Origin of the sequence: Nocardia sp. NPDC056100, assembly GCF_042266325.1 — a bacterium.
Taxonomy (GTDB): Bacteria; Actinomycetota; Actinomycetes; order Mycobacteriales; family Mycobacteriaceae; genus Nocardia.
Window position 1 is genome coordinate 1,155,042 of record NZ_JBHJVY010000001.1, and the last position, 23,901, is coordinate 1,178,942.

Here is a 23,901-nt window from a genome sequence, read left to right on the forward strand (position 1 = left end):
CCGGGCGGCCGTCACGGTTTACGACGCCGCCCGGAGCTCGGCGCGCAGCTTGTTGAGCGCGCGGTGCTGCATCACTCGCACCACGCCCGGACTGGTGCCGATGGCCTCCGCGGTCTGCGCCGCGGTCCACCCCAGCACGATGCGCATGACCAGCACCTCGCGATGGGTGGGAGCCAGCACCTTCATGAGTTCCCTTGTGGCGGCCCGGGTTTCGGACTGCAACGCCCGCTCCTCCGGTCCCGCCTCGGTGTTCGGCTCATCCGGGAACTCCGCCACCGGGTACGCCGGGTGCAGCTGCGCCCGCCGGAACGCGTCGGCGACCTTATTGGCCGAGATGCCGTACACGAACGCCAGGAACGACTTGCCCTGATCCCGGTAGCGCGGGATGGCCTGCACGGTCGCCAGGCAAATCTCCTGTGCCACATCGTCGGCCGTCACGTGCAGGTGTCCCGCACCGCCCATGCGCGCCGCGCAGTAGCGCCGCACCAGGGGGTAGACGATCTTGAGAATCTCCGAGACCGCCGCCCGGTCACCCGCGGCCGCGGGGCCGATCAGCTTCTCCAATTCCGCTGCGGCACGCCGGGATTCCGTCGTAGCCGCCGTGGTGCCGTTCTTGGTTCCCCGCCCCGCCGAATGCCTGCGCGCGGCGGCCGTTGTCTGCACCGCGGTCCCGAGCCCCTCAACACGGTCCTGCGCTGCCACTGCCTTGCCGTCGGTAATCAACTCCGCGATCCTTTCGCCGTATCGTTCATAACGATCCTGCGATGATCGAGGCTTCGGAAATAGGCACCCCAGGGGTGGGTTGGTCACCCCCTTGACAACACCGATTCCCCCGAAGGTGTTGCGCGGTGGGCGTTCAGCGCGATAAGTCGCTGGTAGAGGGTCAGTTCCCGGCAGACCCGGCGGTCTCGGACGACTCGGCCGATTCGACCGTCTTCGCACGATTCGCGGGCAGATGCCCGGCCTTGCGAACCGCCCACACCGTCACCACCAGCGCGACAGCGGTCAACGGCCAGCCCATGGCCAGGCGCGCCACGGCCAGCAGACCGGTGCTGTTGGCCGCGTACAGGTGGTTCTGCACCAGATAGCGGGCGCCGAACACCACCGCCCACACCACGGTCGCCAGATCGTAGAGCCGCATGGCCCGGCGATCCGAACGCCAATCGGTGCCGTGACCGTTCAGCACACCCCAGATGACACCCGCCAAAGGCCAGCGCACCACCAGCGACACCAGGAACGCGCCCGCGTACACCAGGCTCGCGTAGATACCGAACAGGAAGAAGCCCTTGGCCTCACCCATCCGGTAGGCGATGAACGCGCACACGCCGACACCGAGGAACCCGGAGATAGCGGGCTGGATCGGACCGCGCCGCACCAGACGCCAGATCAGAATCGCGGTGGCCACACCGAGTGCGGCCCAAATGGCCGTGGTGAGCCCGCGCAGCGAATTCACCGGTACGAAAACCAGCACCGGCAGGGAGGAGTAGATCAGCCCGCTGAAACCGCCGAGCTGTTCGAGCAGGGTCTGCTCGACCTCTTCCTCCTGCAGCTCTTCCAATTCCTCGCGGACACCGTGCGGCTGCTGCACCGCGTACTGCTCGGTCACGGCCTCGGTGAGTTCGGCCTCACGGGCGGCGAACTCGGCCGCGAAGCCGTCCTCCAGCTCGCGAGGGGCACCGGTGGGCGCACGGCCCTCGTCATTGCTGCTGGCAGGTATCGGCATAGGTGTCAGGAGTTCCCGCGAAGTTCGTAGTAGGGGTTGAAAATGACCTTGCCGCCGTCACGCTCGCCGACCCGGCCGCGGACCAGGATACGACGCCCCGGCTCGATACCCGGGATGCGACGCCTGCCGATGAACACCAGGTTCACACTGTCGGTGCCGTCGAAGAACTCGGCCTCCACCTCGGCCCCGCCCGACTTCGGACAGGCCTCGACACTGCGGAGGCGGCCCAGCATGGTGACTTCCTCACCGCGGCGACACTCCGATGCCCGGCACGCGCCCGACGCTTCCGACGTCTCGGCGAGTTCCTCGGCATCCAAACGATCCAGGTCCTCCGTCAGGCGCCGGCTCAAACGCCGGAAATACCCTGACGGGAAGTCCTTTCCACCCGAGGATGGCATCTCGCACGCTCTCCTGATAGACCCTCACGGCGTGGGTCGCACGTCGTTCGATTCTTTCCACTTAACCGGGGGGTTACCCCCTGGCTGCGGATGTACACCGCCACTGTAGAGGTCACGGCCCGCACCCGCCACGCGCGCCCGTCCCAGTACGCTCGCCGGGTGCCAGATCTCCCCCATCCGGCGGTCGCCGTCGCCCTGCCCGGAACCGGCTCCGACGCCCATTTCGCCCGCCGGGCCTTCGGATCCGCCTGCGCCGCACTGGATATCCCGTTCCATCCGGTCGATCCGGACCCCCGGCGCGTCATCGACAGCTATCACGCCGCCCTGGACGCCGCGGCGCGCTCGGGACCGATCCTGATCGCGGGCATCTCCCTCGGCGCGGCGGTTGCTGTGAATTGGGCCGCACGGCATCCGGAATCGGTCTACGGCGTGGTCGCGGCACTCCCGGCCTGGACCGGGGCGGATACCACCGGCTGCCCGGCGGCGCTGAGCGCGGCGGCCACCGCCTCGGCGCTGCGCGCGGACGGCATCGACGCCGTCATCGACATCATGCGGGCGTCCAGCCCCGCCTGGCTCGCCGAAGCCCTCACCCGGTCCTGGCGCTCGCAATGGCCGGACCTGCCCTCGGCGCTCGACGAGGCCGCCGGATACCACTGGCCGGAACCGGAGTTGTTGAGCAGCATCACAGTCCCGGTCTCACTGGTCGGCGCGACCGATGACCCGGTGCATCCGATCGCGGTCGCCGAACGCTGGGCCACTCTCATCCCGGGCAGCGATTTGCATCCCATCACCCTCGACGAGCTGGGCGCGGATCCGGCCGTGCTCGGCGTGCGCGGATTCAGCACCCTGATCCAACGCCGCATCACAACGCGCTGACCACCCGGGAATTCCATATACGAACGGCCTTCGTGCTCCTCTGTCGAGGTGAGCGCGAAGGCCGTTGTCGTTCTTGGTGTTTCGGGTTACTGGAGGCCGAGCTGCTGCATGGCCGAACCTTCCGCGCCGCGACGCGGTTCGGTGTCGGCCGCCGGGACGCCGGGCTGCGGGCCACCCTGGAGCGCGGCGAGCTGCGCGGCAACGGCCTGCTGCTGCGCGGCCAGCTGCTGCTGGTGCGCGGCGGCGAGCTGATCCGCCAGCTCCTGGGGTAGGACCACCGGCAGCGGTTCGCGCACCGGCAGCGGCTCATCGCCGCGGCGCACGATGGTCTCGCTCATGATCGCGCGGGCGGCGGCGACCAGGGGTTGGCTCTCCGAGGCCGCACCGGATGGACCGGCCGCGACCAGGCGCACCATCCAGCGATGTCCGTCGACGCCGATGAAGCGCAGGTCCGCACCGTCGGTGACGGCGTGCAGTTCGCGACCCCACGGCCCGTTCTGCACCGATACCTGCGCGCCGTCCTTGCGCAGCGTCTCGGCGAGATCGGCTGCGACCGAACGCCATTGGCCCGCCGACTTGGGCGCGGCGTACGCGGCGACGGTGATGCGGCCGTGCTCGGTGGCCAGGTGCACCGCCTGCGGCGTGCCGTCGGGGGTCATCTCGACCTGCAACTGCCCGCCCGGGGGCACCGGCACGATGACCGACCCGAGATCGAGTCGCTGCTCGGCGACATCCTCGAGCTGATCGACCACGTCCTCGTAGTTGTACGGGCCGACCTTGGAGCCGCGCTCGGGCACCCGGAACGAATCGGTGTCGAATTCCGAGGAGAACTCCGAAGCCGGTGCGGCGTACTCGGGTTCGTCGTAGCCCTCGGCCTCGTACTCCACGTCATCGTCGTAGTCGTCGTACTCGGTGTATTCGCCCTCGTACCGGCCCGCGTCGTCCGCGTCACCCTTGCGCTTCTTGCGTCCGAACATCGTTATGCCTCCTTGCCGGCTGTTCTACCCGCCCCGCCGGACTGCGCGGTCAGGCTGGCATGCCCACCGCTCGATCCGTATCCTCCTGCGCCCCGCTCGGTTTCGTCGAGCGTGTCGACCTCGGCGAAGTCGACCAGTTCGACCCGCTGCACCAGCAGCTGGGCGATCCGGTCACCGCGCCGGAGCTCGATGGGAGTACGTAAATCATGATTGATCAGGCAGACCTTGATCTCACCGCGGTACCCCGCGTCGACCGTGCCGGGGGTGTTGACGACCGACAGGCCGTGCTTGGCCGCGAGTCCCGATCGCGGATGGATCAAACCGACCGTGCCGATCGGAAGCGCGATCGCGATGCCGGTACCGACCAGCACGCGTTCCCCCGGTTCGATGATGACGTCCTCGGTGGTGCACAGGTCCACCCCGGCGTCGCCCTCGTGAGCGCGCGTGGGTACGGGCATGCCGGCATCGAGCCGCAGCAGGGAGATAGGAGGAATTCCGGTCACGTGCGCCGAGCCTACGCGTTCACCCCCGCTGCCATTGACCTAGTCTGATGTCGTGTCCGACCAGCCCCCTCAGGTGACCATGGAACCTCAGCAGCAGACCACGCCCCTCTACTCCGAGCGCCTGTGGGTGCCGCTGTGGTGGTGGCCCGTCGGCTTGGCCGTCACCGGCCTGCTGGCAGCCGAAATCCACATGGGCGCACCGGGAATCCGGGCGTGGCTGCCGTATGTGCTGCTCTTCCCCATCCCCGTATGGGTGCTGCTGTGGATGTCGCGGCACCGGGTCGAAGTGGCCCGCGACGGTGATGGAACCCCCGAATTGCGGATCGACACCGCCCATCTCCCGGCCACCTTCGTGAAACGGGCGGCGGGTGTGCCGACCAGTGCGAAGAGCGCGGCCCTGGGTCGACAACTCGACCCGGCCGCCTATGTCCAGCACCGCGCCTGGATCGGCCCGATGCTGCTACTCGTGCTCGATGACCCGGACGACCCGACACCGTACTGGTTGGTCAGTACGCGCCGGCCCGAACGAATCATGGAAGCCCTGGGCGTGCGGAACGCGGCTACTCAGTAACTGCCTGGAACCCCAGAGATCCCTTGCCGCGCTCGGCGAACCGAGCGCGGGCTGACGGATATTTCCTGCTCAGGGCTGTGTGACCTGGTATCAGGCCGCGCAGTCCATGCAAATCAGCTGCCCGCCGGCCTCATTGGCCAGCCGGCTGCGGTGGTGCACCAGGAAGCAGCTGGAACAGGTGAACTCATCGGCCTGCTTCGGGATGACCCGAACCGAGAGCACCTCCTCCGAAAGATCCGCGCCGGGAAGCTCGAACGACTCCGCGGTATCGGATTCGTCGATATCCACGACGGCGGACGCGGCCTCGTTGCGACGAGCCTTCAGCTCCTCGAGCGAGTCCTCCGACACTTCGTCGGTTTCGCTACGCCTCGGTGCGTCATAGTCGGTTGCCATGTCGTCTTCCCCTCGTCCTTACTCCGTATATCCCGGACCGGCTCGATCCGGACCCGATTCCTGCCGGAATCGAACCGGGGTTTGCCGCCCCGCCCGTGGTGTACGCCACACGTACACCTGTCACCGATCCGGCCGGATGCTCCTGGTCCGCACCTGATCGCGCTCGGTCAACGCAGGACATGCCCTTGTTGTTCCCGAAATCGAACCCCCGATTCAACCCGGGCGATACGATCTGGGCCGCCAGACAATAGCGGACCCCGGGACAAAAGTCGCAATCAAAACACACGCGAGTCGAAACTGAGGGTCAATCGTCACCGGCCGGGGAACCGACCGAGACCTTCGCGCGGCTTCCCGCGACCTTTCGAGGACTTACCGAGACCTTGCACGCAACGTCGGCAAGCTTTTCGTAGAGTGTGCCCTGTGGTTTCACTGATCACCCAAGGCAACTCGACCGACCCCGCGGGGCGGCCCTTCATTCGGCGACGCTGGGAGCCGTGGGCGGCCATGGTTGGCGTCATAGTCGTGATCTGCGCCGGTGTGTGGATCAAGGCACTGACGACGACCGAGTCCGACCCCGGCGCGATGGCGTGCAATTCGCCGAGTCCCGCGTCCAGTACCGCCGCACCCGCCGCCGCCCCGTTGGGGCAGCGGGTGGGGCAATCCCGGCTACGTGATGTGGAACCGGTGGCCCTCGCCCAGGCCAAAGTACGCGTGTTCAATGCCAACGGCCAGCGTGGTCAGGCCGCGCACGTGGCCTCCGAACTGGGCGATCTCGGCTTCGCCAGCGCACCGGACGTGCAGGTCGGCAATGATCCGGTCTATGTGAACGGTGATCTGGAGTGCACCGGGCAGATTCGTTTCGGCGTGAGTGGACGGCCCGCCGCGGCGGCCGTGCAATTGGTCGCGCCGTGCGCGGAGCTGATCGAGGATCAGCGTGCCGATGACACCGTGGATATGGTGCTGGGCTCGCTGTTCCGCGATATCCGGCCCAGCACCGATGCCGAGGAAGTGCTTCGCTCCCTCAAGAATCCGACGCCGGGCACCACGCCCGCCATCGACCCGAAGCTGCTCGACGCCGCCCGGCACTCGAAGTGCTGAGGCACTGACAGTTTCGGGCATGCTCGGCCGAAAACCCTTCCGGCCGTGACCAATCCGAGAATCGCCGCACCCGACCGGGTGCGGCGATTCGTTTTTTCGGTACTCGGGCGTGTCTAGCGGGCTGAAACTAAACCGGGATAGGGGTGGTGACACCGATCCGGTCCAGAAGATCGGACAGTTCGGTCGCTATACCGGGGGCGGCGGCGACCACCAACTCACCGGCCGTACCCATCGATGTGGGCGCGGGCAGGATCAGCACCGCACCCGCCTCGGCGGCGATGAGCGCGCCCGCGGCCCAGTCCCACAGGTTGAGGCCGTGCTCGTAATGCGCGTCCACCCGGCCCTCGGCGACCATGCACAGATCCAGGGCCGCCGAGCCGAGACGGCGGATATCGCGAATCTCCGGCAACAGTTCGGCGATCAGTTCGCCCTGCCGGGCGCGGCGCTTGGGCGCGTACGCGAATCCGGTGGCGATCAAGGCCATCGACACCGAGTCGACGGCATTGCAGCGCAAGGGAATCGGCGTGGCGCCGGCGCTCCCCCAGGTGCCGGAGACCGAGCGATGCGCGCCCTGGCCGAGTCCGGCGCTGTAGGTGACCTCGTGCACGACGTCCGCGACGGCTCCGGCCACGGAGCGCCCGTCCCGGACCGCCGCCACCGAGACCGAGTACGCGGGAATCCCGTAGACGAAGTTCACCGTCCCGTCGATCGGATCCACGACCCACTGCACGGCCGCTGGATCGTCCGCCAGCGTCCCGCCGTCCTCCTCCCCGACTACTCGGTCACCCGGGCGCAATTCGTCCACCAGGCGGCGGACCAGGGCCTCGGTTTCGGTATCGACGATGGTGACCGGATCGGTCGGGGTGCTCTTGGATTGCACGGCTTCGCCTTCGACCGCGCCCGGTCCGAAGACCTGAGGTCGGCGTGCGCGCACATGCGCGGCGGCGGTTTCGGCCAAATGGATCGCGATGCGCCGGAGTTCGGCGATGTCGGTCCCGTCGGTGGTCGCGGTGGTGTTCGATGCGGTGGAGGTGAAATCGGATTCCGGCACGAAGTCCATCGCAGCACAGATCCGGCACACCTCGCATTAGGCTTGTCGCGCACGACACAGCGCATCGGCCGGTTCCGGCCGCGTGGCGGGTGTATCCCGCAACTGTGAATTGATCACCGCCGGAGCCGGTATCGTGCCGCGCGCCGGGGTTCACCGGCATCACTTGGGAGAACGAGGAGTCGTCATGTCCGCTCGGGGGCACGCGTTCGGGATCGACATCGGGGGTAGCGGTGTCAAGGGCGCCGAGGTCGATCTGGCCACCGGTGAACTGGTCCGGGAACGCATCAAGGTGCCGACACCGCAACCGTCCACGCCGAACGCGGTGGCCGAGGCGGTGGCGAAGGTGGTGGCGCAGTCGGGCTGGGACGGTCCGGTCGGCATCACCATGCCGAGCGTGATCATCGGCGGTGTGGTGCGCACGGCCGCCAATATCGACAAGTCCTGGATCGGCACGGACGCGCGGTCGCTGTTCTCGCTGGCGCTGGGCGGCCGCGAGGTGACGGTGCTCAACGATGCCGACGCCGCCGGACTCGCCGAGGACCGCTACGGCGCGGCAAAGGATCTGACCGGCTTGGTAATGCTGCTCACCTTCGGCACCGGCATCGGATCGGCCGTGATGTACAACGGCGTGCTGATGCCGAACAGCGAACTCGGCCATCTCGAGGTGGGCGGTCGCGAGGCGGAGCATCTGGCGGCGGCGTCCATCAAGGATCGCGAGGGCCTGAGCTACGCGGAATGGGCCGCCGAGGTGAGTAAGGTGCTGGTCACGCTCGAAAATCTGTTCTGGCCGACCGTGTTCGTGGCGGGTGGCGGCATCAGTCGCGACTACGCTGAATGGATTCCCTTGCTGACCAACAGAACACCGGTTGTCGCGGCCGATTTGAAGAACACCGCGGGCATTGTCGGAGCGGCAATGGCCGTGTCTGCCGGTATCGCACCGTAAGCAGCCTGGTTCGATCGTTACAATGGAACAACATCCGGCGGTGCGCCGGTGAAACCAACCCGGCATGCGCGCCGGTTATCCCCCGACAGACCGCTCCGCCGGATCACCACTCTGGCGTGACGCCGCACGAGACCGTCACGAAAGGGCGTACGTGGTAGCCACGAATACCCGAGAGACCGCCGAATCGGCCGATGAGGCCGACTCCGCAGACACCACCGCAGCACGGCCGGTCAAGAAGGCTGCCGCCAAGAAAGCACCGGCCAAGAAGGCGGTAGCCAAAAAGGCCGCCGCCAAGAAGGTCGCTGCCAAGAAGGCGCCCGCCAAAAAGGCCGTTGCCAAGAAAGCCGGGGCCAAGGCCGAGGGCGCCGAGGGCGAAGCCGATGTGATCGGCGAGGACGAGGTCGAGCTCGACGACCTCGGTGACCTCGAGGTCGATGAGACCGATCTGGTCGAAGTCGATCTCGCCGACGACGAGGCCGAAGAGGAAGAGGCCGAGGCCGCCCCGGCGGGCGAGGAGGCCGAAGAGGCCGAGGAGCCCACCGAGAAGGACAAGGCTTCCGGCGATTTCGTCTGGGACGAGGAGGAATCCGAGGCCCTGCGGCAGGCCCGTAAGGACGCCGAGCTCACCGCTTCGGCCGACTCGGTCCGCGCCTACCTCAAGCAGATCGGCAAGGTCGCGCTGCTCAACGCGGAGGAGGAGGTCGAGCTCGCCAAGCGAATCGAGGCCGGTCTCTACGCCACCGAGCGCCTGCGCGAACTCGCCGAGAAGGGTGAGAAGCTGCCCGTGCAGCTGCGCCGCGATCTGCAGTGGATCATGCGCGACGGCAACCGTGCCAAGAACCATCTGCTCGAAGCCAACCTGCGCCTGGTGGTTTCGCTCGCCAAGCGCTACACCGGCCGCGGTATGGCCTTCCTGGATCTGATCCAGGAAGGCAATCTGGGTCTGATCCGCGCGGTCGAGAAGTTCGACTACACCAAGGGCTACAAGTTCTCCACGTACGCCACCTGGTGGATTCGTCAGGCCATCACCCGCGCCATGGCCGATCAGGCCCGCACCATCCGCATCCCGGTGCATATGGTCGAGGTCATCAACAAGCTCGGCCGCATCCAGCGTGAGCTCCTACAGGATCTGGGCCGCGAGCCCACTCCCGAAGAGCTCGCCAAGGAAATGGACATCACGCCGGAGAAGGTGCTGGAAATCCAGCAGTACGCCCGTGAGCCCATCTCCCTCGACCAGACCATCGGTGACGAAGGTGATTCGCAGCTCGGCGATTTCATCGAGGACTCCGAAGCAGTGGTCGCCGTCGACGCGGTCAGCTTCACGCTTTTGCAGGACCAGCTCCAGTCGGTCCTGGAAACGCTCTCGGAGCGCGAAGCCGGCGTAGTCCGGTTGCGCTTCGGCCTCACCGACGGCCAGCCCCGCACCCTGGACGAAATCGGCCAGGTCTACGGCGTCACCCGCGAACGCATCCGCCAGATCGAGTCCAAGACCATGAGCAAGCTCCGCCACCCGAGCCGCTCCCAGGTCCTCCGCGACTACCTGGACTGAGTTCCATCCGAGAAAGGCCCCCTGAGCTTCGGCTTCGGGGGCCTTTCTCGATTCCGGAGCGCTTGGCGCCGACAGATGAATCCTGTTCTGTCGTAGGCGTATACGACACTGTCCGCATGATTCGCGTGCATCGGCTGACTCTGCCCGAGCAACTACTCCTGCGCTATGGCGCGTTGGACAGTGCGTGGAAGGTGGATCATCTGGATGTGAGTTTCGCGCCCGGTGGGGATATGTACACCTTGGGCTGGGCGCGGCTGGCGGATGGGTGGGATTCGCCGATGTGCCTGCTGGTGACTCGATATGGACGGGACGAGGAGCCGGTCGCGGCGATCGCCTGTGGCAGTGGGAAACCGAGTGAGAAGGGGCGCTTGATCAGGGTTGGACCGCAGACTCATCTGTGTGCGGTCTCGGATGAGATGGTGGCGCTCAGTGGGTGCTCCGATGAGACGTTTCTCATCGACGGCGAATTGGGTTCGGTACGAGCCGGATTCGATGGTGGGATGCTTCCGGACAATCGGCACGCGGGGGTGAGTTTCGCGTCCGCGATGCGCCGGACTCCAGCGGGCAGGTTGGTGTGCGTGGTGGCGGAGACGAATATCGAGTACAGCCTGTTCGCAACACCGAATCTGTTGGCAATAGCCGAAACTCGTCCAGCGGTCGATCATCGGCCGCTGCTACGCGCGTTCGCGACGGTGAACCCGCACACGGGTAAACAGACCGAAATCGACGGGCGGGAGCATGTACTGTTCGACGGCAGTCCGGTTTTCGGTGATCACCGTCCGGCACCGAGTTTGGCAGAATCCGTTCCCCGGCCCGAGGAACGGACTTGGATGGATGTGCATCGGCCGCCGTGGACTACGGTTGCGGAACCGTTGTCCGAGGATCTGTTCGTGGTGCCGCTGTTCAGCCGAATGTTGAGGAGCGGCAACAAGGGTATGCCGTTCGCCTTCGCCCTCGTGGACGATGCGGGCAAGGTGCATGGGCGGCTGGAGGGGCTCGACGATCGCGCGGACAGCCCGTACGCCGGTTCACATTTCCGGGTCGCGACGGATCCGAGCCGCGGATTCGCCTATCACCTCAATTCCAACGGCTTCTACGTTTGGTCACGCGAAGGCAGCCTGATCGCCAAGTTGGATATCGCGGTCAAGGAGTACAAAGCGCTGCGTAACTTCCAATTGCGGGCATGTGCACCGAATGGCGACATCATTCTCGTTCATCCGAAACAGCACCTGCTGCTGCGGTTTCCGATTCCTGACCGACACGATCCCGGCCCCGCCGTTCAGGAAGCGCTGCGCGCCTACAGCCGCGAGCGCACCGTGCTGAAGAAATCCCACCCGCAATCGGACTGGATATGGCGTTGGCGACCGCATGAGCTGCCATTCTCCTGAGGTCGAAATCCTCGAAAATCGCTGAAAACCGTTGTGGTGAGGCGGTGTAACGACGTGGCGTGGCGAACGACTCTTCTTGTATCAGCTGATCGAAGGTCGTTTGGAACGCGTGCTGCGTTCGATTCTTCGCGCGATGCGCCGGGATATCGGATGCGCCGACGCCGGATCACAGGGAAGCAGCTTGATGCAGATAATCGCGACTATTTTCGTGTTCGTATGGATGGGCCTGGTTGTCGTCGGGGTCATCGGCGTCATTCGTGGCCGGGTGCTCTGGGCGCGCATAGGCAGCAGGCGGGCGGCGGGGTGGGTGCTGGGCTCAGCTCTTCCGGTGTTCATCTTGATAGGAGTTGTTGCGCCGAAACAGGATTCGACGCAATCCGTTCCGGCTCCTCTCGTCGCGGCACCGGCACCCGCACTGTCGACGACTACAGCGGCTGCCGCTCCCCCTCCGATCAACAACCCGGTCCCGGTTCCCGAGGTGAACACGCCCGCACCGGTGCTGCCAACTGTTGAGGTTTGGGCGACTGTCCCCGCTCGCTCACAGCCTTCGACTGCGGTCACACCGGGTGCGTTCTGTAGCGATGCCGGAGCGACGGGCTACACCAAGTCAGGAACGCTGATGGTGTGTGAGACAAGCGCGACCGACTCACGATTGCGTTGGCGGCACGCATAATCAGTGAGGATTGGGCCGCCGAATGTTGTTCGGCGGCCCAATCTTGTTGGCGGGCACTAGGCTTGGATTACTTCGATGCCGACCATGGCGTTGAGGGAGTCGCAGCTGGCCCAGGATTGGTTTTGGCCGTATTGGATGGGGCCGTATTTCCAGTAGGTGAAGGGGACGGGCCAGGCTACGCAGGTGAGCTTTACCTGGTGCCAGGTCGGGAGCTCGCAATTGGACATTCCGCCGGTGTTGAAAATGTTGTAGACGTGGCAGTTGGCCTGCCAGACCGGTACGTCGGCTTGGGCTACGCCCCCACCGGTGAGCACGGCGGCCGTGGCCGCGGTGGCTACGGCGGCGGCGCCGGCAGCAAGTCGCTTCGCAGATAGCATTCCGACCTCCTGAATAGGTGTTGTTGTGGAGGACATCGTGCGTACCGGTTCTGCTCGTTACCGCGAATTCAGTGGGGGCGTTTGAACCAGGATTCGGAACTATTCCTGCATAGCAGGATGACAATTGTCAGTCCGACGAGAGTGTCGAGGAAGCCGGGTGGGACTTTCTGCATCGTTCCGCTTACGCCCCACAGCATTTGGAGGCTCGCACCCACGATTGCGGCTATCCGCAAGCCATTTCCGTTCACGGTGTAACCGAAAGCGAAGAGCGCCAAGAAGAATGCCGGAAGAAAGCCCGCGATGAGCACGCCGCAGAGTTCGGCGGTACCGTAGATGCCCGCTATCACCGATAGCACGATGCCGAGCGCTCCGAAACTCCAGGAGAGGATCTGTGCCGCCCGCGCGGCTCCCGGCATCCTGACTGGATATGCCTGGACCTGGCCATATGGCTCATACGCCGGATCGTTCGTCGCGCGCACGTTGTCGCCGAGTTCCACCTGGAACTCCCCCATCTCTCCCGTACCGGCCGCTGTCCCGCCGGTTTCTTCGGGACGAAGAGTACAGCGTCGACGCGTCATCGAAATACACCGCGGCCCGCGGGATGGGCGGTTCCGGGCTTTCGCTGTGGCATGCTGGGGAATCGCAGTCGCGATACCGCTCATCGCTCGTGCTGAAGTCGCTCATCGGAAGCCTCAATCGAAGCCGAAGGTAGGTGTTGGTACGTGGATCTGACCCCGCTCTCGCCGACGGATCGCAGCACCATTCATCGTGACGCGCAGCGGGCGCGCACGGATCGGGCAGAGCTCTACGCCATTCTGGATGAGGCGCTGGAATGCCATCTGGCGGTGATATGGGATGGTGCGCCGCTGGTATTGCCGACAACATTCGGGCGCGATGGCGACACCCTGTATGTGCATGGTTCCCCGCACGCGGAGAGTCTGCGATTGGGGTCGAGCACGCCTGTTTGCGTGGCGGTGACATTGGTCGACGGGGTGGTTTACGCGCGGGCGCTCAAAGACTTCTCACTCAATTACCGGAGTGCGGTAATTCATGGACAGCCCGTCGAAATCCAGGACACGCCAACGAAATTGCACGCGTTGCGCACCATTGTCGAACACTGCGCGCCCGGCTCCTGGGATTATGTTTCCGAGCCCGACGCACACGATGTCGGATGGACCTGTGTTCTCGCGCTGGATCTCACCGAAGCGTCGGTGAAGGTGCGAAATGGCGGGCCGATGGACTCGGCAGCCGATATCGCGGCCAGCGACGTCTGGGCGGGGCACCTCCCAATGCGCACGGCATTCGACAGCCCGATCCCCTCCCCCGACCTGCGCACCGGCATCGAACTTCCCGACCACATCCGCGACCGGCGTTGGCCTGGAGCCTGATTCGGCCCTGCGGTCTTCACCAGGTTCCAGCGGATCCGCGTGAAAGCCGGAATGGTCGTTGCCACCCCTACGATTCGGGAAGCTCCGAAAGACGGGCGCTGATGCGAGTGGCGAACAGCGCCGCGCCGCGCGAGATCGCAATGTCGTGGGCTTCCCGCAGGGCGGTGCGGGCTTCGACGAAAGCGGCTTCGGCGGTGTGGATGTCGGCGAGGTCTTCCAGGGCTCGGATGAGTTCTGTGGCGGATTCGCCGCGGCGCAGGTGGGTGATTGCCGTGTGCAGCAGGGGGATTGTGGTGGCGTCGGCCGCGGCCATGGCTACCGCACGCCAGGCACGGCCGAGGGTGACCGGGGTGTTCCAGCGTTGGGCGAGTTCGAGTTCCTCGGCGGCGAGTTGACGGGCCTGGGCGTGGTCGCCGAGTGGAATCAGTTGCAGGGCCGCGGAACTGCGCCACGGGATGTGTGCGGGGTTGTGCAGGTCCCAGGCGGCGAGGCGGCGGCCGCATTCGAGGAAATGCGCGACGGCTTCGCGGTGCCGGTTGCGGGCGACGCAGCTCAGGGCGCGGACGTAGGTGATGGTGGTCCATTCCCACGATTCCGGATTCGTGTGGGCGCGAGTGGATTCCAGCCATTCATCGGCTTCGTCGAGACGGCCGGAGCCGAGTAGGGCGTGCGCGTACTGCGCGACGAGGGCGGGTGGGCGGCGGACCAGCGTGCCGGTGGGGGTTGCGGCGATGAGCGCGCATTCGCGTTCGGCGTCGGCGTAACGACCTTGGCGCAGTAGCGCTTCGGACCGCAGGATGAGGCGGTAGGCGTCGATCACGCCGAAGTATTTGTCCTCACTCTGCGCGCTGAGCTGTGCGGTGAGGGTGAGTTCATCGGTCCACAGGGCGATATGGGCGAAGATGCCGAACAGCTCCCGGGGCAGCCGCTCATGAGGTTGCACGCCGCTGGCGGGCAGGAATCGCGCGCGAGCGGCTTCGGCCGAGATACGTACGGCGAAAACATCATCCAGGGTGCGGGTGGCGGCGGTGACGACATCGGGCCGGGGATCGTGTCGGGCGAGTTCCCGATAGCTCGACCAGCCCTGCGAGGTCAGGGCGGCGACCATCCAGCGGGAGGCGCGCACCGAGGTCGCCGCCTCCTGATCACGAGCGGCGGTCTCGGCGAGCACCTGATCCAGCAGGGCATCCGCCTCGGTCGCGCGATACGCGGTGATCAAGGTCCAGGCGAGCGGAATGAGCGCCGCCGGAGCGGTTTTCGACTCCCGCTCCAAGGCCAGCGCCTGCTCCAGATAGGCGCGAGCGGCGACGGGATCGGTCCACTGTTTCAGCAGCCCCAGCCGCAGGGCGAGGTCGGAGCGCTGTTCCGGCACCGAGATCCGCTGCGCCACTTCCAGATAACCGGTGGCTTCGGCCAGGTCCAGGGCGCGCACCGCCTCCGCCGCCGCGTCGATGAGCGTGGGCACCCAGTACGACCATTGCGGTCCGCTGAGTTCGAGCAGATACGCGGCCACCTCCCGGGTGTCGCGCGAGAGGAGCAGGGCACGCTGCGCGGCGAGCTCGCGCACCTGCCGGACTTCCGCACGCGGGCACAGGTGACGCAAGGTGTTGGCGGGCAAGCGATGCCGGAAGCGCGGCGGATCGGCGGCGGCGAGAATGCCCTCGGTGACCAGCAGCGAACAGCGCTCCCGAATCTCGGCCTCGGGTTGCTCGCACGCGGCGGCCACCACCTCGACGGGCGCGCGATAGTCCTGGAGTACGGCGATTGCCCGCAGCATCGCGCCGCCGTCTCGGGAGTACCGGTTCAGCAGGCGGCGCATGGCGCGTTGATAGGTGCCGCTGGGCAACTGCTCCGGCACATGCCGTGGGGCATCGAGGAGCGCGAGGTCTTTGAGCAGTGCGCCGACCAGAATGGGCAGACCGCCGGTGGCCTGCTGTATCTCCAGCGCCAGTGTGTCCGAACAGCTTCCGCCCAGGGCCCGCGCGGCGAGAGCCGAGATGGCGGGCAATCGCAGTCCCGCCAGCCGGATCACCTCCGCGGCAAGGCATTCCAGCTCGGTATGCACCGACGAGACCGGCGCGAGGTACCAGGTGCGCTCATCGAACACGGCCACCACCAGCACGGGCAGCGTGCGCAATTGCGGCGTCAATGCCACCAGCAATTCCAGCGAGGGCGTGCCCGCCTCGGCCACATCATCCAGGAGCAGCACCCAAGGTTGCGATGCGAATCCGTCCCGCAGCAACGCCGCTTGCCCGCGATAGTCGGTGTCCTCGATTCCCGCTGTCGCGGTATCCATTCCGGCCAGCCGGGCAAGTTCGTGAAACAACCGCGGCTCCGGCCCGACCAGCTCCTTGGCATTGAGTACGACCGCATTCGGCACCCGCTCGGCGACGGCTTCGATCAACACCGTCTTCCCCGATCCCGGATACCCCGAGATCACCACGGTCCCGCCCCGCCCGCTCATCGCCCGCTGATACGCGCCGAAAATGGCCGCCAACTGCTCGTCGCGGTCCAGTAGCGCAACGCCGGAGTGCGCAAGCCGCGTATAGGCGGCAGCGTCCTCCGAAGGCACGACGGCGGCAAGTGATCCGCCCGCAGACCAGTCCGAAAGCATTGCGACCGACGCAGATTCGACCGAGAACGCTGCGGCCGCGCCATGGCCGCGCGAAAACTGTTCCGGCCCAACCCCACCGGGATGCGCCGCAGGCGACAGCGATCCCGCCGTTGCCGTCGATACCGCTGACCGATCCCAACCGGCCGACCGCGTTCGATCGGCCGATATCCCCGTCGGGCCGGACACTAGCGGCTGCATCTCGTCACCGACCGAGCCAGACACCAGCGACCGCGTCTCGTCACCGACCGGGCCGGACACCAGCGACCGCATCTCGTCACCGACCGGGCCGCCCCGCCCCGAACCCGGCAACCGTTCACCAGCGGCCAACTGCGATCCGGCCGCCGATTCCCGCGATAGCTCGGAACCCATCGATGGTGCGCCAGCCACCCCAGCTGCCGAACCCTGTGCGGCCGCAAGCGGATCCGGTATCGGTCCCCGAACCGATCGAGCGGGTGCGATCGCCGGTTCTGCCTGACCCGCGAGGATGCGGCTCTGTAGCTCACGTAGCTCGTCACCGGGTTCGACGCCGAGTTCGTCGACCAGTCGCCGCCGGGTGCGGGCGTACACATCAAGTGCTTCGGCTCGTCTCCCCTGCCGGGCGAGCCCACGCATGAGCAAAGCGCTGGGACGTTCGCGCAGCGGATGTTCGCTGACCAGCGGGCGAACGCGATCGACCACCTGATCGGTGCGGCCGAGGTCGAGGGCGACGTACAGGCTGTCCTCGAGGACGGCGAGCGCACGTTCGTGCAGTAGTGCGCGGTGCGCGGCCACAACTGGTCCGGGCGCTCCGGCCAGCGGTTCGCCAGAGCACAGCAGTAGCGCCCGCGTGTACCGCTCGTCGGCAATAGCCGGATCACCTTGTGCGCGTGCGCGTTCCGCCTCGGAGACGAGGCGGTCGAAGACGCCGACGTCAATCTGCTCATCGGTGATGTTCAACTGGTAACCGCCGTGTCCGGACAGCAGCACCGTTGGGGCGGCGCGAGGTGCGCGATCGGGTTCGAGGGCACGGCGCAGCGCGGAGATATGGGTTTGCACCAGGCCGATTCCGCTGGCGGGCGCGGCATCGTCGTACAGACCGTCCAACAGTGCGGTGGCCGCGACCCAGCGGCGGCGGCGCATGGCGAGCATGGCCAGCAGTGAGCGGCGCTGTGGCGGTCCGAGGGCTACGGCGCGGTCGTCCAATCGCACCTGCACGCCGTCGAGCAGGGTGATCTGTATATTCGCCGCCGACACTCCGCGCCCTTCTTCGCCGGGTGGGGTGCCCAACCGCTGCGATCGATCCGTTTCTCGAACTCGGACAGCGTAGTCAGTGCGAGCGGCTATCAAGACCACGTCTCGGACGGGACAGCCGTCCGACCACCTCGAAAAGCGCCTGCGAGCTGGCCTTTCGGAATCCGTTCAGTGCCCGTTGAGTGATCGAAAGCATGGTCGTCGCCATGAGTATCACCTCGAAGTTCCGCCACACCATGCTGATCGTCACCGCCCTCGGCCTGGGTATCGCCGCCACCGCCTGTTCCGCCGCGGGCGATAAGCCGGCCGCCGCCGCACCGCAGCCCGATCCGAACAAGCCCGCCGTACTGCTCGTGCACGGCGCGTTCGCGGACGGTTCCAGCTGGAGCCGGGTCGCCGAACGCCTCCAGCGCGACGGTTACCGCGTGACCAGCGCGGCCGTCCCGCTGCGCGGCCTCACCTACGATTCGGCCTATATTCGCGGTCTGCTCGATGCCATGCCCAATAAGACGATTCTGGTCGGCCATTCGTACGGCGGAGCGGTGATCACCAATGCCGCCGCGGGGTCGCCGAAGGTGAAGGGCCTGGTCTATGTGGCCGCGTTCGCACCGGACAAGGGTGAGAGCCTGGGCGAACTGGATGCCCGCTACGGTGGCCCGGCCACCAAAATCACTGTGCCGCAGAACTATCCGCTCACCACCGGCGGCACCGCACCGGAGCTGGTGATCAGCCCGGAGCAGTTCCCAGCCAATTTCGCGCAGGATCTGCCCGCCGATGAAGCGGCACTGCTGGCCTCGGCGCAGCGTCCGGTGGCGGTGGCGGCGTTCACCGAGACCACGGTCGATCCGGCGTGGAAGTCGATTCCGTCCTGGTATCTGGTGGCGCGCGATGATCACATGATTCCGGCGGATGGTCAGCGTGCGATGGCCAAGCGCATCAATGCGACGGTGGTCGAGCATGACGGCAGCCATGCCATCGCGCTATCGCAGCCCGCGACGGTGACCGAGCTGATCGAGAGCGCGGCGACCGCGGCGCACTGACCCGCGGAAAGCGCTGTCGTGGCCCAGCTCTCAGCGCCCGTTAATGTGAACGAAACATTCACATTTCAATTTCCCAATCGAGCAACCGACCGGTACTCTTCGCACGTCGCAGCTGCGATCGCGAAACTTTTGTTCTGGCAATGGAGTTCGAGTGCTGGAAATCAGCCACTTCAGTTACGGGTGGGTCACCCCCGTCATGGCATACGTAATGTCCGTCACCGGATGTCTGCTCGGCCTGCGCTGCACCGCGCGCGCCCGCAGCGGGGAAGGCCGCCGCGGCTGGTTGATCGCGGCGGCCATCGCCATCGGCGGCACCGGTATCTGGGTCATGCATTTCATTGCCATGCTGGGGTTTTCCATCCACGGCGCGTCCATTCGCTATGACGTGCCGGTCACGCTGCTCAGCGCCGCCATCGCCATGATCGTGGTGTGGGTCGGACTGTCCATCGTGGCGACCGGGCGCTGGGGCGGCTGGGAATTGCCGATCGGTGGCACGATCACCGGACTCGGCGTGGGCGCGATGCATTACGCGGGTATGTACGCCATGAAATCGGACGCGATCATCGACTACGACTTCGGTCTGGTCGCGCTGTCGATGGTGATCGCCGTGGTCGCCTCGATCGTGGCGCTCTGGTTCACCTTGAATATCAATGGGATTCTCGCCACCTGCGGTGCGGCATTGATCATGGGAATCGCGGTGTGCGGCATGCATTACACCGGAATGGCGTCCATGAGCGCGCATCAGGCCGCGCACGCGAGCATGCCGCACGGCGCGGGCGCGATGCAGTTGCTCGCACCGCTCATGGTCAGCGTCAGCACCGTCACCATGGTGCTGCTCATCCACGTCGGCCTGACCGAGGTGGATGAGGCCAGCCGGATCAGCGAACCGGTGCGGCCGGAACCGGTGCGGCACGATCCGTGGTCGCTACAGTCGAGTTCACGCGGGGCGCAGGCGAATTCGGCTGTCACGCAACGCGCGGCGGCGGGCGCGGGCGGTATGACACCGGCTGCCGGGCAGAATCACGGCCTGCCGCAACAGCATCCGGAGCCGTATCAGAACCCGGAACCGTACCAGTATCCGCAACCACCGCTGTACGCCCCCGAGCGCGGGGCTTTCCCGCCCGCGGGCGGCTACGCCCCGGGCACCGGAGTCTGAGAACTTTCCGGCGGCACGCTGAGAAACGGGACCCGCTGGTCGACTTACCCGCATACGCGCAGCAAACTGACTGGCGTGGCGCATCAAATGGAATTGATCTTCGTCGTCCTGTTCGCGACGATCCTGGCCCAGCCGCTCGGTAAGCGGCTCGGTCAGGCGCCGGCGGTGCTCATGACCGCCTTCGGCGTGGTCCTGGCGCTGATACCGCAGGTTCCCGAGATCCATATCGATCCCGAGATGATCCTGCCGCTGGTGCTGCCGCCGCTGCTGTACGCGGCCGCCCGCCGCACCTCCTGGCGGGCCTTCGCCGATAACTGGGGTGCGATCAGCATGCGCGCGGTGGTGCTGGTCATCGTGACCGCGGTGGCGGTGGCCTGGGCTTTCCGGGCCTTCTATCCCGCCGTGCCGATCGGGGCGGCGCTGGCGCTGGGCGCACTGGTCGCACCGCCCGATCCGGTGGCGGTGTCCGCGCTGGCGGGCAAACTGGGGTTGCCGCGCCGCCTGGTGGCCGTCCTCGAGGGCGAGGGCCTGTTCAATGACGTGACGGCCATCGTCGTCTACTCCGTCGCCATTCAGGCGGTGGTCACCGGCAAATTCTCGGCATGGCATGCGGCAGGGCAGTTCGCCATCTCGGCGGTGGTCGGCGTGGGAGTCGGGCTGCTGTTCGGGTGGGCGGGCAGCAAGCTCATGCGGCGGCTCGGTGAAGCGCCCTGGCAGGTGGCGCTGGGGCTGCTGCTGCCGTTCGCGGCATACGGCGTCTCCGAGGCGCGCGACGGTTCGGCCGTGCTGGCGGTGCTGGTGTGCTCGCTCTATCTCACCGATGCCGCAACCGATTTCAGCGATAGCGATTACCGGCTCGTCGGTGATTCCTTCTGGGAGATCACCGAGATGCTGGTCACCGGTTTCGCTTTCGGTCTCATCGGCCTGGAGTTGAGCACCGTGCTCAAGGACGCCGGACCGGATTGGCCGCGCTTCATCGGCGGCGCGGCCGTGGTGATCGGCGTGGTGGTGGGACTGCGACTGATCTGGCTGCTGATCACCACCGCGCTGTTCAAGAGCTGGTGGCGTGAACGCGACGCCGATGAGCCGTACACCTGGCGCGAGACCCTGGTCACCTGGTGGGCGGGAATGCGCGGGGTGGCGACAGTCGCACTGGCACTGGCGGTTCCGTTCACCACCGATTCCGGCGCGCCGTTCCCTGGCCGCTCGGAAATCCTGTTCACCGCGTTCGCCGTGGTGATGTTCACGCTGCTGTTGCAGGGTCCGACCCTGCCCGCGGTGGTGCGGGTGACCGGCGTGCACGTGGACACCGAACGCGAGCGAGAGATGGAGCGCCGCCTGTGGACTCGCGTGCTGGAGGCGGAACTGGCTCGGCTGAAAGAGATTTCGGCGACACAGGCTCTGCCCGAGGAGCTATACGAGCGGCTGCGCGACGGTTTCGAACGACGGCTGGCACAGGCCGATCCCGAAGCGGCGGAAGGCAATGCGAAGATCAATACCGATCGCGCCGTCGTATTCGCCAAACAGATGCGCGCCATCACCAATGAGGTGCTGGAGGCGGGGCGGACCGAAGCACTGGCCGCGCGGCGCGAACCCGGTATCGCGCCCGATGTGGTGGATCGGGTCATGCGCCGCCTGGATCTGCGCACCAAAGCCGGGTCGCCCTAGTCCTGATCGACCAGTCCCACAGGCAGATACGAGTAGACCGCCAGCGCCGCGACGAGCGTGAGGAGTACGCCCGCGACCACCAGATTGGCGCGCCGATGCGAGACCAGTACGGCGACGAATTCGCGCAGGAAGGCGGCGGGGACGAAATAGCGGGCCGTCCGCGCGCCCACCACCTGCGCGTCCAGCCCGAGACGGCGAGTCAGCTCGGCGGAGCGCATGACGTGGAAGTCACTGGTCACCACGGTCATTCGCGGCTTCTCGGTGACCTCCGCGCGTTCGCGCAGCAGCTCGGTGGTGAACCGCAGATTCTGTTCGGTGTTGCGAGACCTGTTCTCCCGCACTATTTTCGCCGCCGGAACCCCGGCGGCCTCGAGATAGTCGGCCATGGCGTCGGCCTCGGCCACAGATTCCCCCGGCCCCTGCCCGCCCGAGGTCACCAGGATGGGATCCCCGCCCGCCGCCAGCTCCGTCTCGTAGGCGGCCCGCGCTCGGTCCAGCCGGGAGGCCAGCAGCGGTGTGACCTGCCCGCCCGCCAACCCGCAGCCGAGCACCATCACCACATCCGCGCCCGGCCGCTGCGGCAACCGCGCGTACAGCACCGCGTACCCGGTGAACGCGAGCAACTGCACCAGTAGCAGCATGCCGATCAGCACCAGCGCCACACCCAGTCCGGTGCGCCAGGCGGGCGTTCGGCCACCGGGATCCAGCAGTATCCAGGCGGCCAGCGGAAACAGCAGCAACCCGATCCCGGCGAGCGGTGCGACCGCCGTGGCGATCCGCAGCCCCTCACGACGGGTCAGCACCACCCCGTTAGCCACCAGCCCGAGCCCCGCCGCCAGCAGCGACAGCGGTGGCAGCAATACGAGCAGCGCGATGCCGATCTCAATGGCTACCAACGTATTCCGCTCCAGCAGCGCCAACACCGCCCACAGCGCGATCAAGCCGAGCGCCGCGAACAACACCAGCCCCGTCGACACCCGCCGAGGTTCCCTCACCACGCGCACCGCCCCGATGACCGCCAGTACGATACCGGCGGCCAGCAGCAGGTGGACGAACCCGCTCACCTCGAATACCGTTCCGCCCGGCCGTCATTCGCGCCGGAGTCCGGCGTGACCGGCACCGCGCGAACAGTGGACACGGTCGGTCGCGCATTGGCACCGAACGCGACCTGCGGCGAGGCAGTGGTGGATGCGGTGGCGGTTGCGGCAGCATCGACAGGCACAGTTGGCACGGTAGGCGCACTGACCGACATCCCCGCCCAGGACACGCGGCGCAGCAACCACTCCACCGGTCCCTGCGCGAATCGGCCCAACCACCACAGCGAGACCGCCGCCTGCGCGGCCAGGATCAGCACGCACAGCGCCAGGGTGCGCCCCCAAGCCCCGGGCGCGGTGGGTTCGATACCCAGCGGCGTCGCGAAAAACCGTGCGGCAATGATGATTCCAGTGGCGGTCAAATAGTTCGTGAGCGCCGTCCGGCCGAGAGCGGTGAGCACCCTGCCGACCGCGGAATCCGGGCGGGTACACACGGCCAGCAGCACCACACAGCCGTAGACGGCGGCCATAACCAGCCCGGCGATAACCCCGGCCTCCGCATCGGCGGCCTGCCAGATGAGAGCGGCAACAGCGGCGGGCACCAGCCCGAGCAGCACGAACATCACCACCCGCTTATCCCCGACCTCCAGCCGCTGCGGCAACCCCGCCGAACCCGCCGCGAACCCGAGCAGGAACAGCCCCGGTACCAGCAGCAAGCCATTCGCGGCGAAGGCGGCCGCCACGGTGAGCATCGCGCCCAGCGCACCTGTCACCGGCGCGGCCCACCGATCCGGCAGGAAGGTCGCGGGCAAAAGCAGCGCGAGTGCCACGATCGCGTACGGCAGCAGCGCCTCGCCCGGTTGCAGTAGCTGATGCACCGCGCCCAGCGCGCCGATGGCGAGCACCCGTCGCAGCATGACCACGCGCGGTGACCGCGCCCGCTCCCGCGCCGATCGCCACATGAGCGCGAACCCGATCCCGAACAGCAGCGAGAACAGCGGGAAGAACCGGTGGTACACACCGAATTCCAGCCACCGCAGCACCGGATCGACGGCATCGTCCCGTATCGGGTCCAACCGCAGGATCGCGGGCGCATTGGCGAACAGAATGCCGCACAGTGCGAATCCACGCAGGATATCGAGGCTCGGTAGTCGTCGCATACCGATCATGGTCGCCACCGGCACCCCACCGGGACATCAGCCGAACGACCGAACCCGGCCCGCACCCCTCAGCCGAATGGCCGAACCTGGC

Annotated in this window: 23 protein-coding genes; 11 read left to right on the forward strand and 12 right to left on the reverse strand. The window is 66.8% G+C overall.

The window, feature by feature from the left end:
- Positions 1 to 18: 18 nt before the first annotated feature.
- The 3 genes from ACFC0O_RS05295 to ACFC0O_RS05305 form a co-directional block, all read right to left on the reverse strand.
- Positions 19 to 723 carry a sigma-70 family RNA polymerase sigma factor gene (locus tag ACFC0O_RS05295; RefSeq protein ID WP_364631707.1) on the reverse strand — a complete coding sequence of 235 codons (705 nt, stop codon included), beginning with the start codon at positions 721 to 723 and terminating at the stop codon, positions 19 to 21.
- A 160-nt stretch (positions 724 to 883) separates the two neighbouring features.
- Positions 884 to 1,723: a DUF3159 domain-containing protein gene (locus ACFC0O_RS05300; RefSeq protein WP_375954016.1), complete on the reverse strand. Its 840-nt coding sequence runs from the start codon at positions 1,721 to 1,723 to the stop codon at positions 884 to 886.
- 5 nt (positions 1,724 to 1,728) lie between these two features.
- On the reverse strand, positions 1,729 to 2,121 hold the full coding sequence (locus tag ACFC0O_RS05305; RefSeq protein WP_364631704.1) for an OB-fold nucleic acid binding domain-containing protein: 393 nt from the start codon (positions 2,119 to 2,121) through the stop codon (positions 1,729 to 1,731).
- A gap of 159 nt (positions 2,122 to 2,280) precedes the next feature.
- Between ACFC0O_RS05305 and ACFC0O_RS05310 the strand changes: the two genes are divergently transcribed.
- Positions 2,281 to 2,997, forward strand: a complete 717-nt coding sequence (locus ACFC0O_RS05310) for an alpha/beta fold hydrolase (protein WP_375954018.1) — start codon at positions 2,281 to 2,283, stop codon at positions 2,995 to 2,997.
- Between the two features lie 86 nt (positions 2,998 to 3,083).
- Here ACFC0O_RS05310 and ACFC0O_RS05315 read toward each other — a convergent pair whose 3' ends face one another.
- Both ACFC0O_RS05315 and dut read right to left on the reverse strand, forming a co-directional pair.
- Positions 3,084 to 3,974, reverse strand: coding sequence for a DUF3710 domain-containing protein (locus ACFC0O_RS05315; protein ID WP_375954020.1), 891 nt, complete (start codon positions 3,972 to 3,974; stop codon positions 3,084 to 3,086).
- 2 nt (positions 3,975 to 3,976) lie between these two features.
- Entirely contained in the window at positions 3,977 to 4,477 is a 501-nt protein-coding gene (gene dut, locus ACFC0O_RS05320) for a dUTP diphosphatase (RefSeq protein ID WP_364631695.1), read from the reverse strand.
- A 79-nt stretch (positions 4,478 to 4,556) separates the two neighbouring features.
- Between dut and ACFC0O_RS05325 the strand changes: the two genes are divergently transcribed.
- A complete protein-coding gene (locus ACFC0O_RS05325) occupies positions 4,557 to 5,048 on the forward strand; it encodes a DUF3093 domain-containing protein (protein WP_375955953.1) in 492 nt (163 codons plus the stop codon).
- Positions 5,049 to 5,138: 90 nt separating this feature from the next.
- On the opposite strand, the gene ACFC0O_RS05330 is transcribed toward ACFC0O_RS05325, so the two are convergent.
- Complete coding sequence (locus tag ACFC0O_RS05330; protein WP_067566805.1) at positions 5,139 to 5,441, reverse strand: DUF4193 domain-containing protein; 303 nt, start codon at positions 5,439 to 5,441, stop codon at positions 5,139 to 5,141.
- A gap of 420 nt (positions 5,442 to 5,861) precedes the next feature.
- Between ACFC0O_RS05330 and cei the strand changes: the two genes are divergently transcribed.
- Positions 5,862 to 6,539, forward strand: coding sequence for an envelope integrity protein Cei (gene cei / locus ACFC0O_RS05335; protein WP_364631691.1), 678 nt, complete (start codon positions 5,862 to 5,864; stop codon positions 6,537 to 6,539).
- A gap of 127 nt (positions 6,540 to 6,666) precedes the next feature.
- On the opposite strand, the gene ACFC0O_RS05340 is transcribed toward cei, so the two are convergent.
- Complete coding sequence (locus ACFC0O_RS05340) at positions 6,667 to 7,599, reverse strand: inositol monophosphatase family protein (RefSeq protein WP_375954022.1); 933 nt, start codon at positions 7,597 to 7,599, stop codon at positions 6,667 to 6,669.
- Between the two features lie 175 nt (positions 7,600 to 7,774).
- On the opposite strand from ACFC0O_RS05340, the gene ppgK reads away from it, so the two are divergent.
- The 4 genes from ppgK to ACFC0O_RS05360 all read left to right on the forward strand — a co-directional run bounded on the left by ppgK (position 7,775) and on the right by ACFC0O_RS05360 (position 12,143).
- The gene (gene ppgK, locus ACFC0O_RS05345; protein WP_375954024.1) at positions 7,775 to 8,533 is read left to right on the forward strand and encodes a polyphosphate--glucose phosphotransferase; all 759 of its coding nucleotides are present in this window, start codon (positions 7,775 to 7,777) and stop codon (positions 8,531 to 8,533) included.
- Positions 8,534 to 8,684: 151 nt separating this feature from the next.
- Positions 8,685 to 10,082, forward strand: coding sequence for an RNA polymerase sigma factor (locus ACFC0O_RS05350; protein ID WP_375954026.1), 1,398 nt, complete (start codon positions 8,685 to 8,687; stop codon positions 10,080 to 10,082).
- Between the two features lie 116 nt (positions 10,083 to 10,198).
- Positions 10,199 to 11,470, forward strand: a complete 1,272-nt coding sequence (locus ACFC0O_RS05355) for a hypothetical protein (protein ID WP_375954028.1) — start codon at positions 10,199 to 10,201, stop codon at positions 11,468 to 11,470.
- A 76-nt stretch (positions 11,471 to 11,546) separates the two neighbouring features.
- Positions 11,547 to 12,143 carry a hypothetical protein gene (locus tag ACFC0O_RS05360; protein ID WP_375954029.1) on the forward strand — a complete coding sequence of 199 codons (597 nt, stop codon included), beginning with the start codon at positions 11,547 to 11,549 and terminating at the stop codon, positions 12,141 to 12,143.
- Between the two features lie 56 nt (positions 12,144 to 12,199).
- Here the strand turns inward: ACFC0O_RS05360 and ACFC0O_RS05365 are convergent, their stop codons facing one another.
- Both ACFC0O_RS05365 and ACFC0O_RS05370 read right to left on the reverse strand, forming a co-directional pair.
- Entirely contained in the window at positions 12,200 to 12,520 is a 321-nt protein-coding gene (locus tag ACFC0O_RS05365; RefSeq protein WP_364631678.1) for a hypothetical protein, read from the reverse strand.
- Positions 12,521 to 12,588: 68 nt separating this feature from the next.
- Positions 12,589 to 13,017, reverse strand: coding sequence for a hypothetical protein (locus ACFC0O_RS05370; protein ID WP_375954030.1), 429 nt, complete (start codon positions 13,015 to 13,017; stop codon positions 12,589 to 12,591).
- A 225-nt stretch (positions 13,018 to 13,242) separates the two neighbouring features.
- On the opposite strand from ACFC0O_RS05370, the gene ACFC0O_RS05375 reads away from it, so the two are divergent.
- Entirely contained in the window at positions 13,243 to 13,908 is a 666-nt protein-coding gene (locus tag ACFC0O_RS05375) for a pyridoxamine 5'-phosphate oxidase family protein (RefSeq protein ID WP_375954032.1), read from the forward strand.
- 67 nt (positions 13,909 to 13,975) lie between these two features.
- On the opposite strand, the gene ACFC0O_RS05380 is transcribed toward ACFC0O_RS05375, so the two are convergent.
- Positions 13,976 to 17,755: a BTAD domain-containing putative transcriptional regulator gene (locus ACFC0O_RS05380; RefSeq protein ID WP_375954033.1), complete on the reverse strand. Its 3,780-nt coding sequence runs from the start codon at positions 17,753 to 17,755 to the stop codon at positions 13,976 to 13,978.
- 203 nt (positions 17,756 to 17,958) lie between these two features.
- Between ACFC0O_RS05380 and ACFC0O_RS05385 the strand changes: the two genes are divergently transcribed.
- From ACFC0O_RS05385 to ACFC0O_RS05395, 3 genes are all read left to right on the forward strand, one after another.
- Positions 17,959 to 18,792, forward strand: coding sequence for an alpha/beta fold hydrolase (locus ACFC0O_RS05385; protein ID WP_375954035.1), 834 nt, complete (start codon positions 17,959 to 17,961; stop codon positions 18,790 to 18,792).
- 151 nt (positions 18,793 to 18,943) lie between these two features.
- Positions 18,944 to 19,948 (forward strand): MHYT domain-containing protein, encoded by a 1,005-nt coding sequence (locus ACFC0O_RS05390; RefSeq protein WP_375954037.1) that lies wholly within the window; start codon positions 18,944 to 18,946, stop codon positions 19,946 to 19,948.
- A gap of 75 nt (positions 19,949 to 20,023) precedes the next feature.
- Entirely contained in the window at positions 20,024 to 21,616 is a 1,593-nt protein-coding gene (locus ACFC0O_RS05395) for a Na+/H+ antiporter (RefSeq protein WP_375954039.1), read from the forward strand.
- Here the strand turns inward: ACFC0O_RS05395 and ACFC0O_RS05400 are convergent.
- Together ACFC0O_RS05400 and ACFC0O_RS05405 are read right to left on the reverse strand one after the other, a co-directional pair.
- The gene (locus tag ACFC0O_RS05400) at positions 21,613 to 22,680 is read right to left on the reverse strand and encodes a YdcF family protein (protein ID WP_375954041.1); all 1,068 of its coding nucleotides are present in this window, start codon (positions 22,678 to 22,680) and stop codon (positions 21,613 to 21,615) included. The genes ACFC0O_RS05395 and ACFC0O_RS05400 overlap by 4 nt on opposite strands.
- A complete protein-coding gene (locus ACFC0O_RS05405; RefSeq protein ID WP_375954043.1) occupies positions 22,677 to 23,810 on the reverse strand; it encodes a DUF418 domain-containing protein in 1,134 nt (377 codons plus the stop codon). The genes ACFC0O_RS05400 and ACFC0O_RS05405 overlap by 4 nt, the downstream gene beginning before the upstream one ends.
- Positions 23,811 to 23,901: the final 91 nt, after the last annotated feature.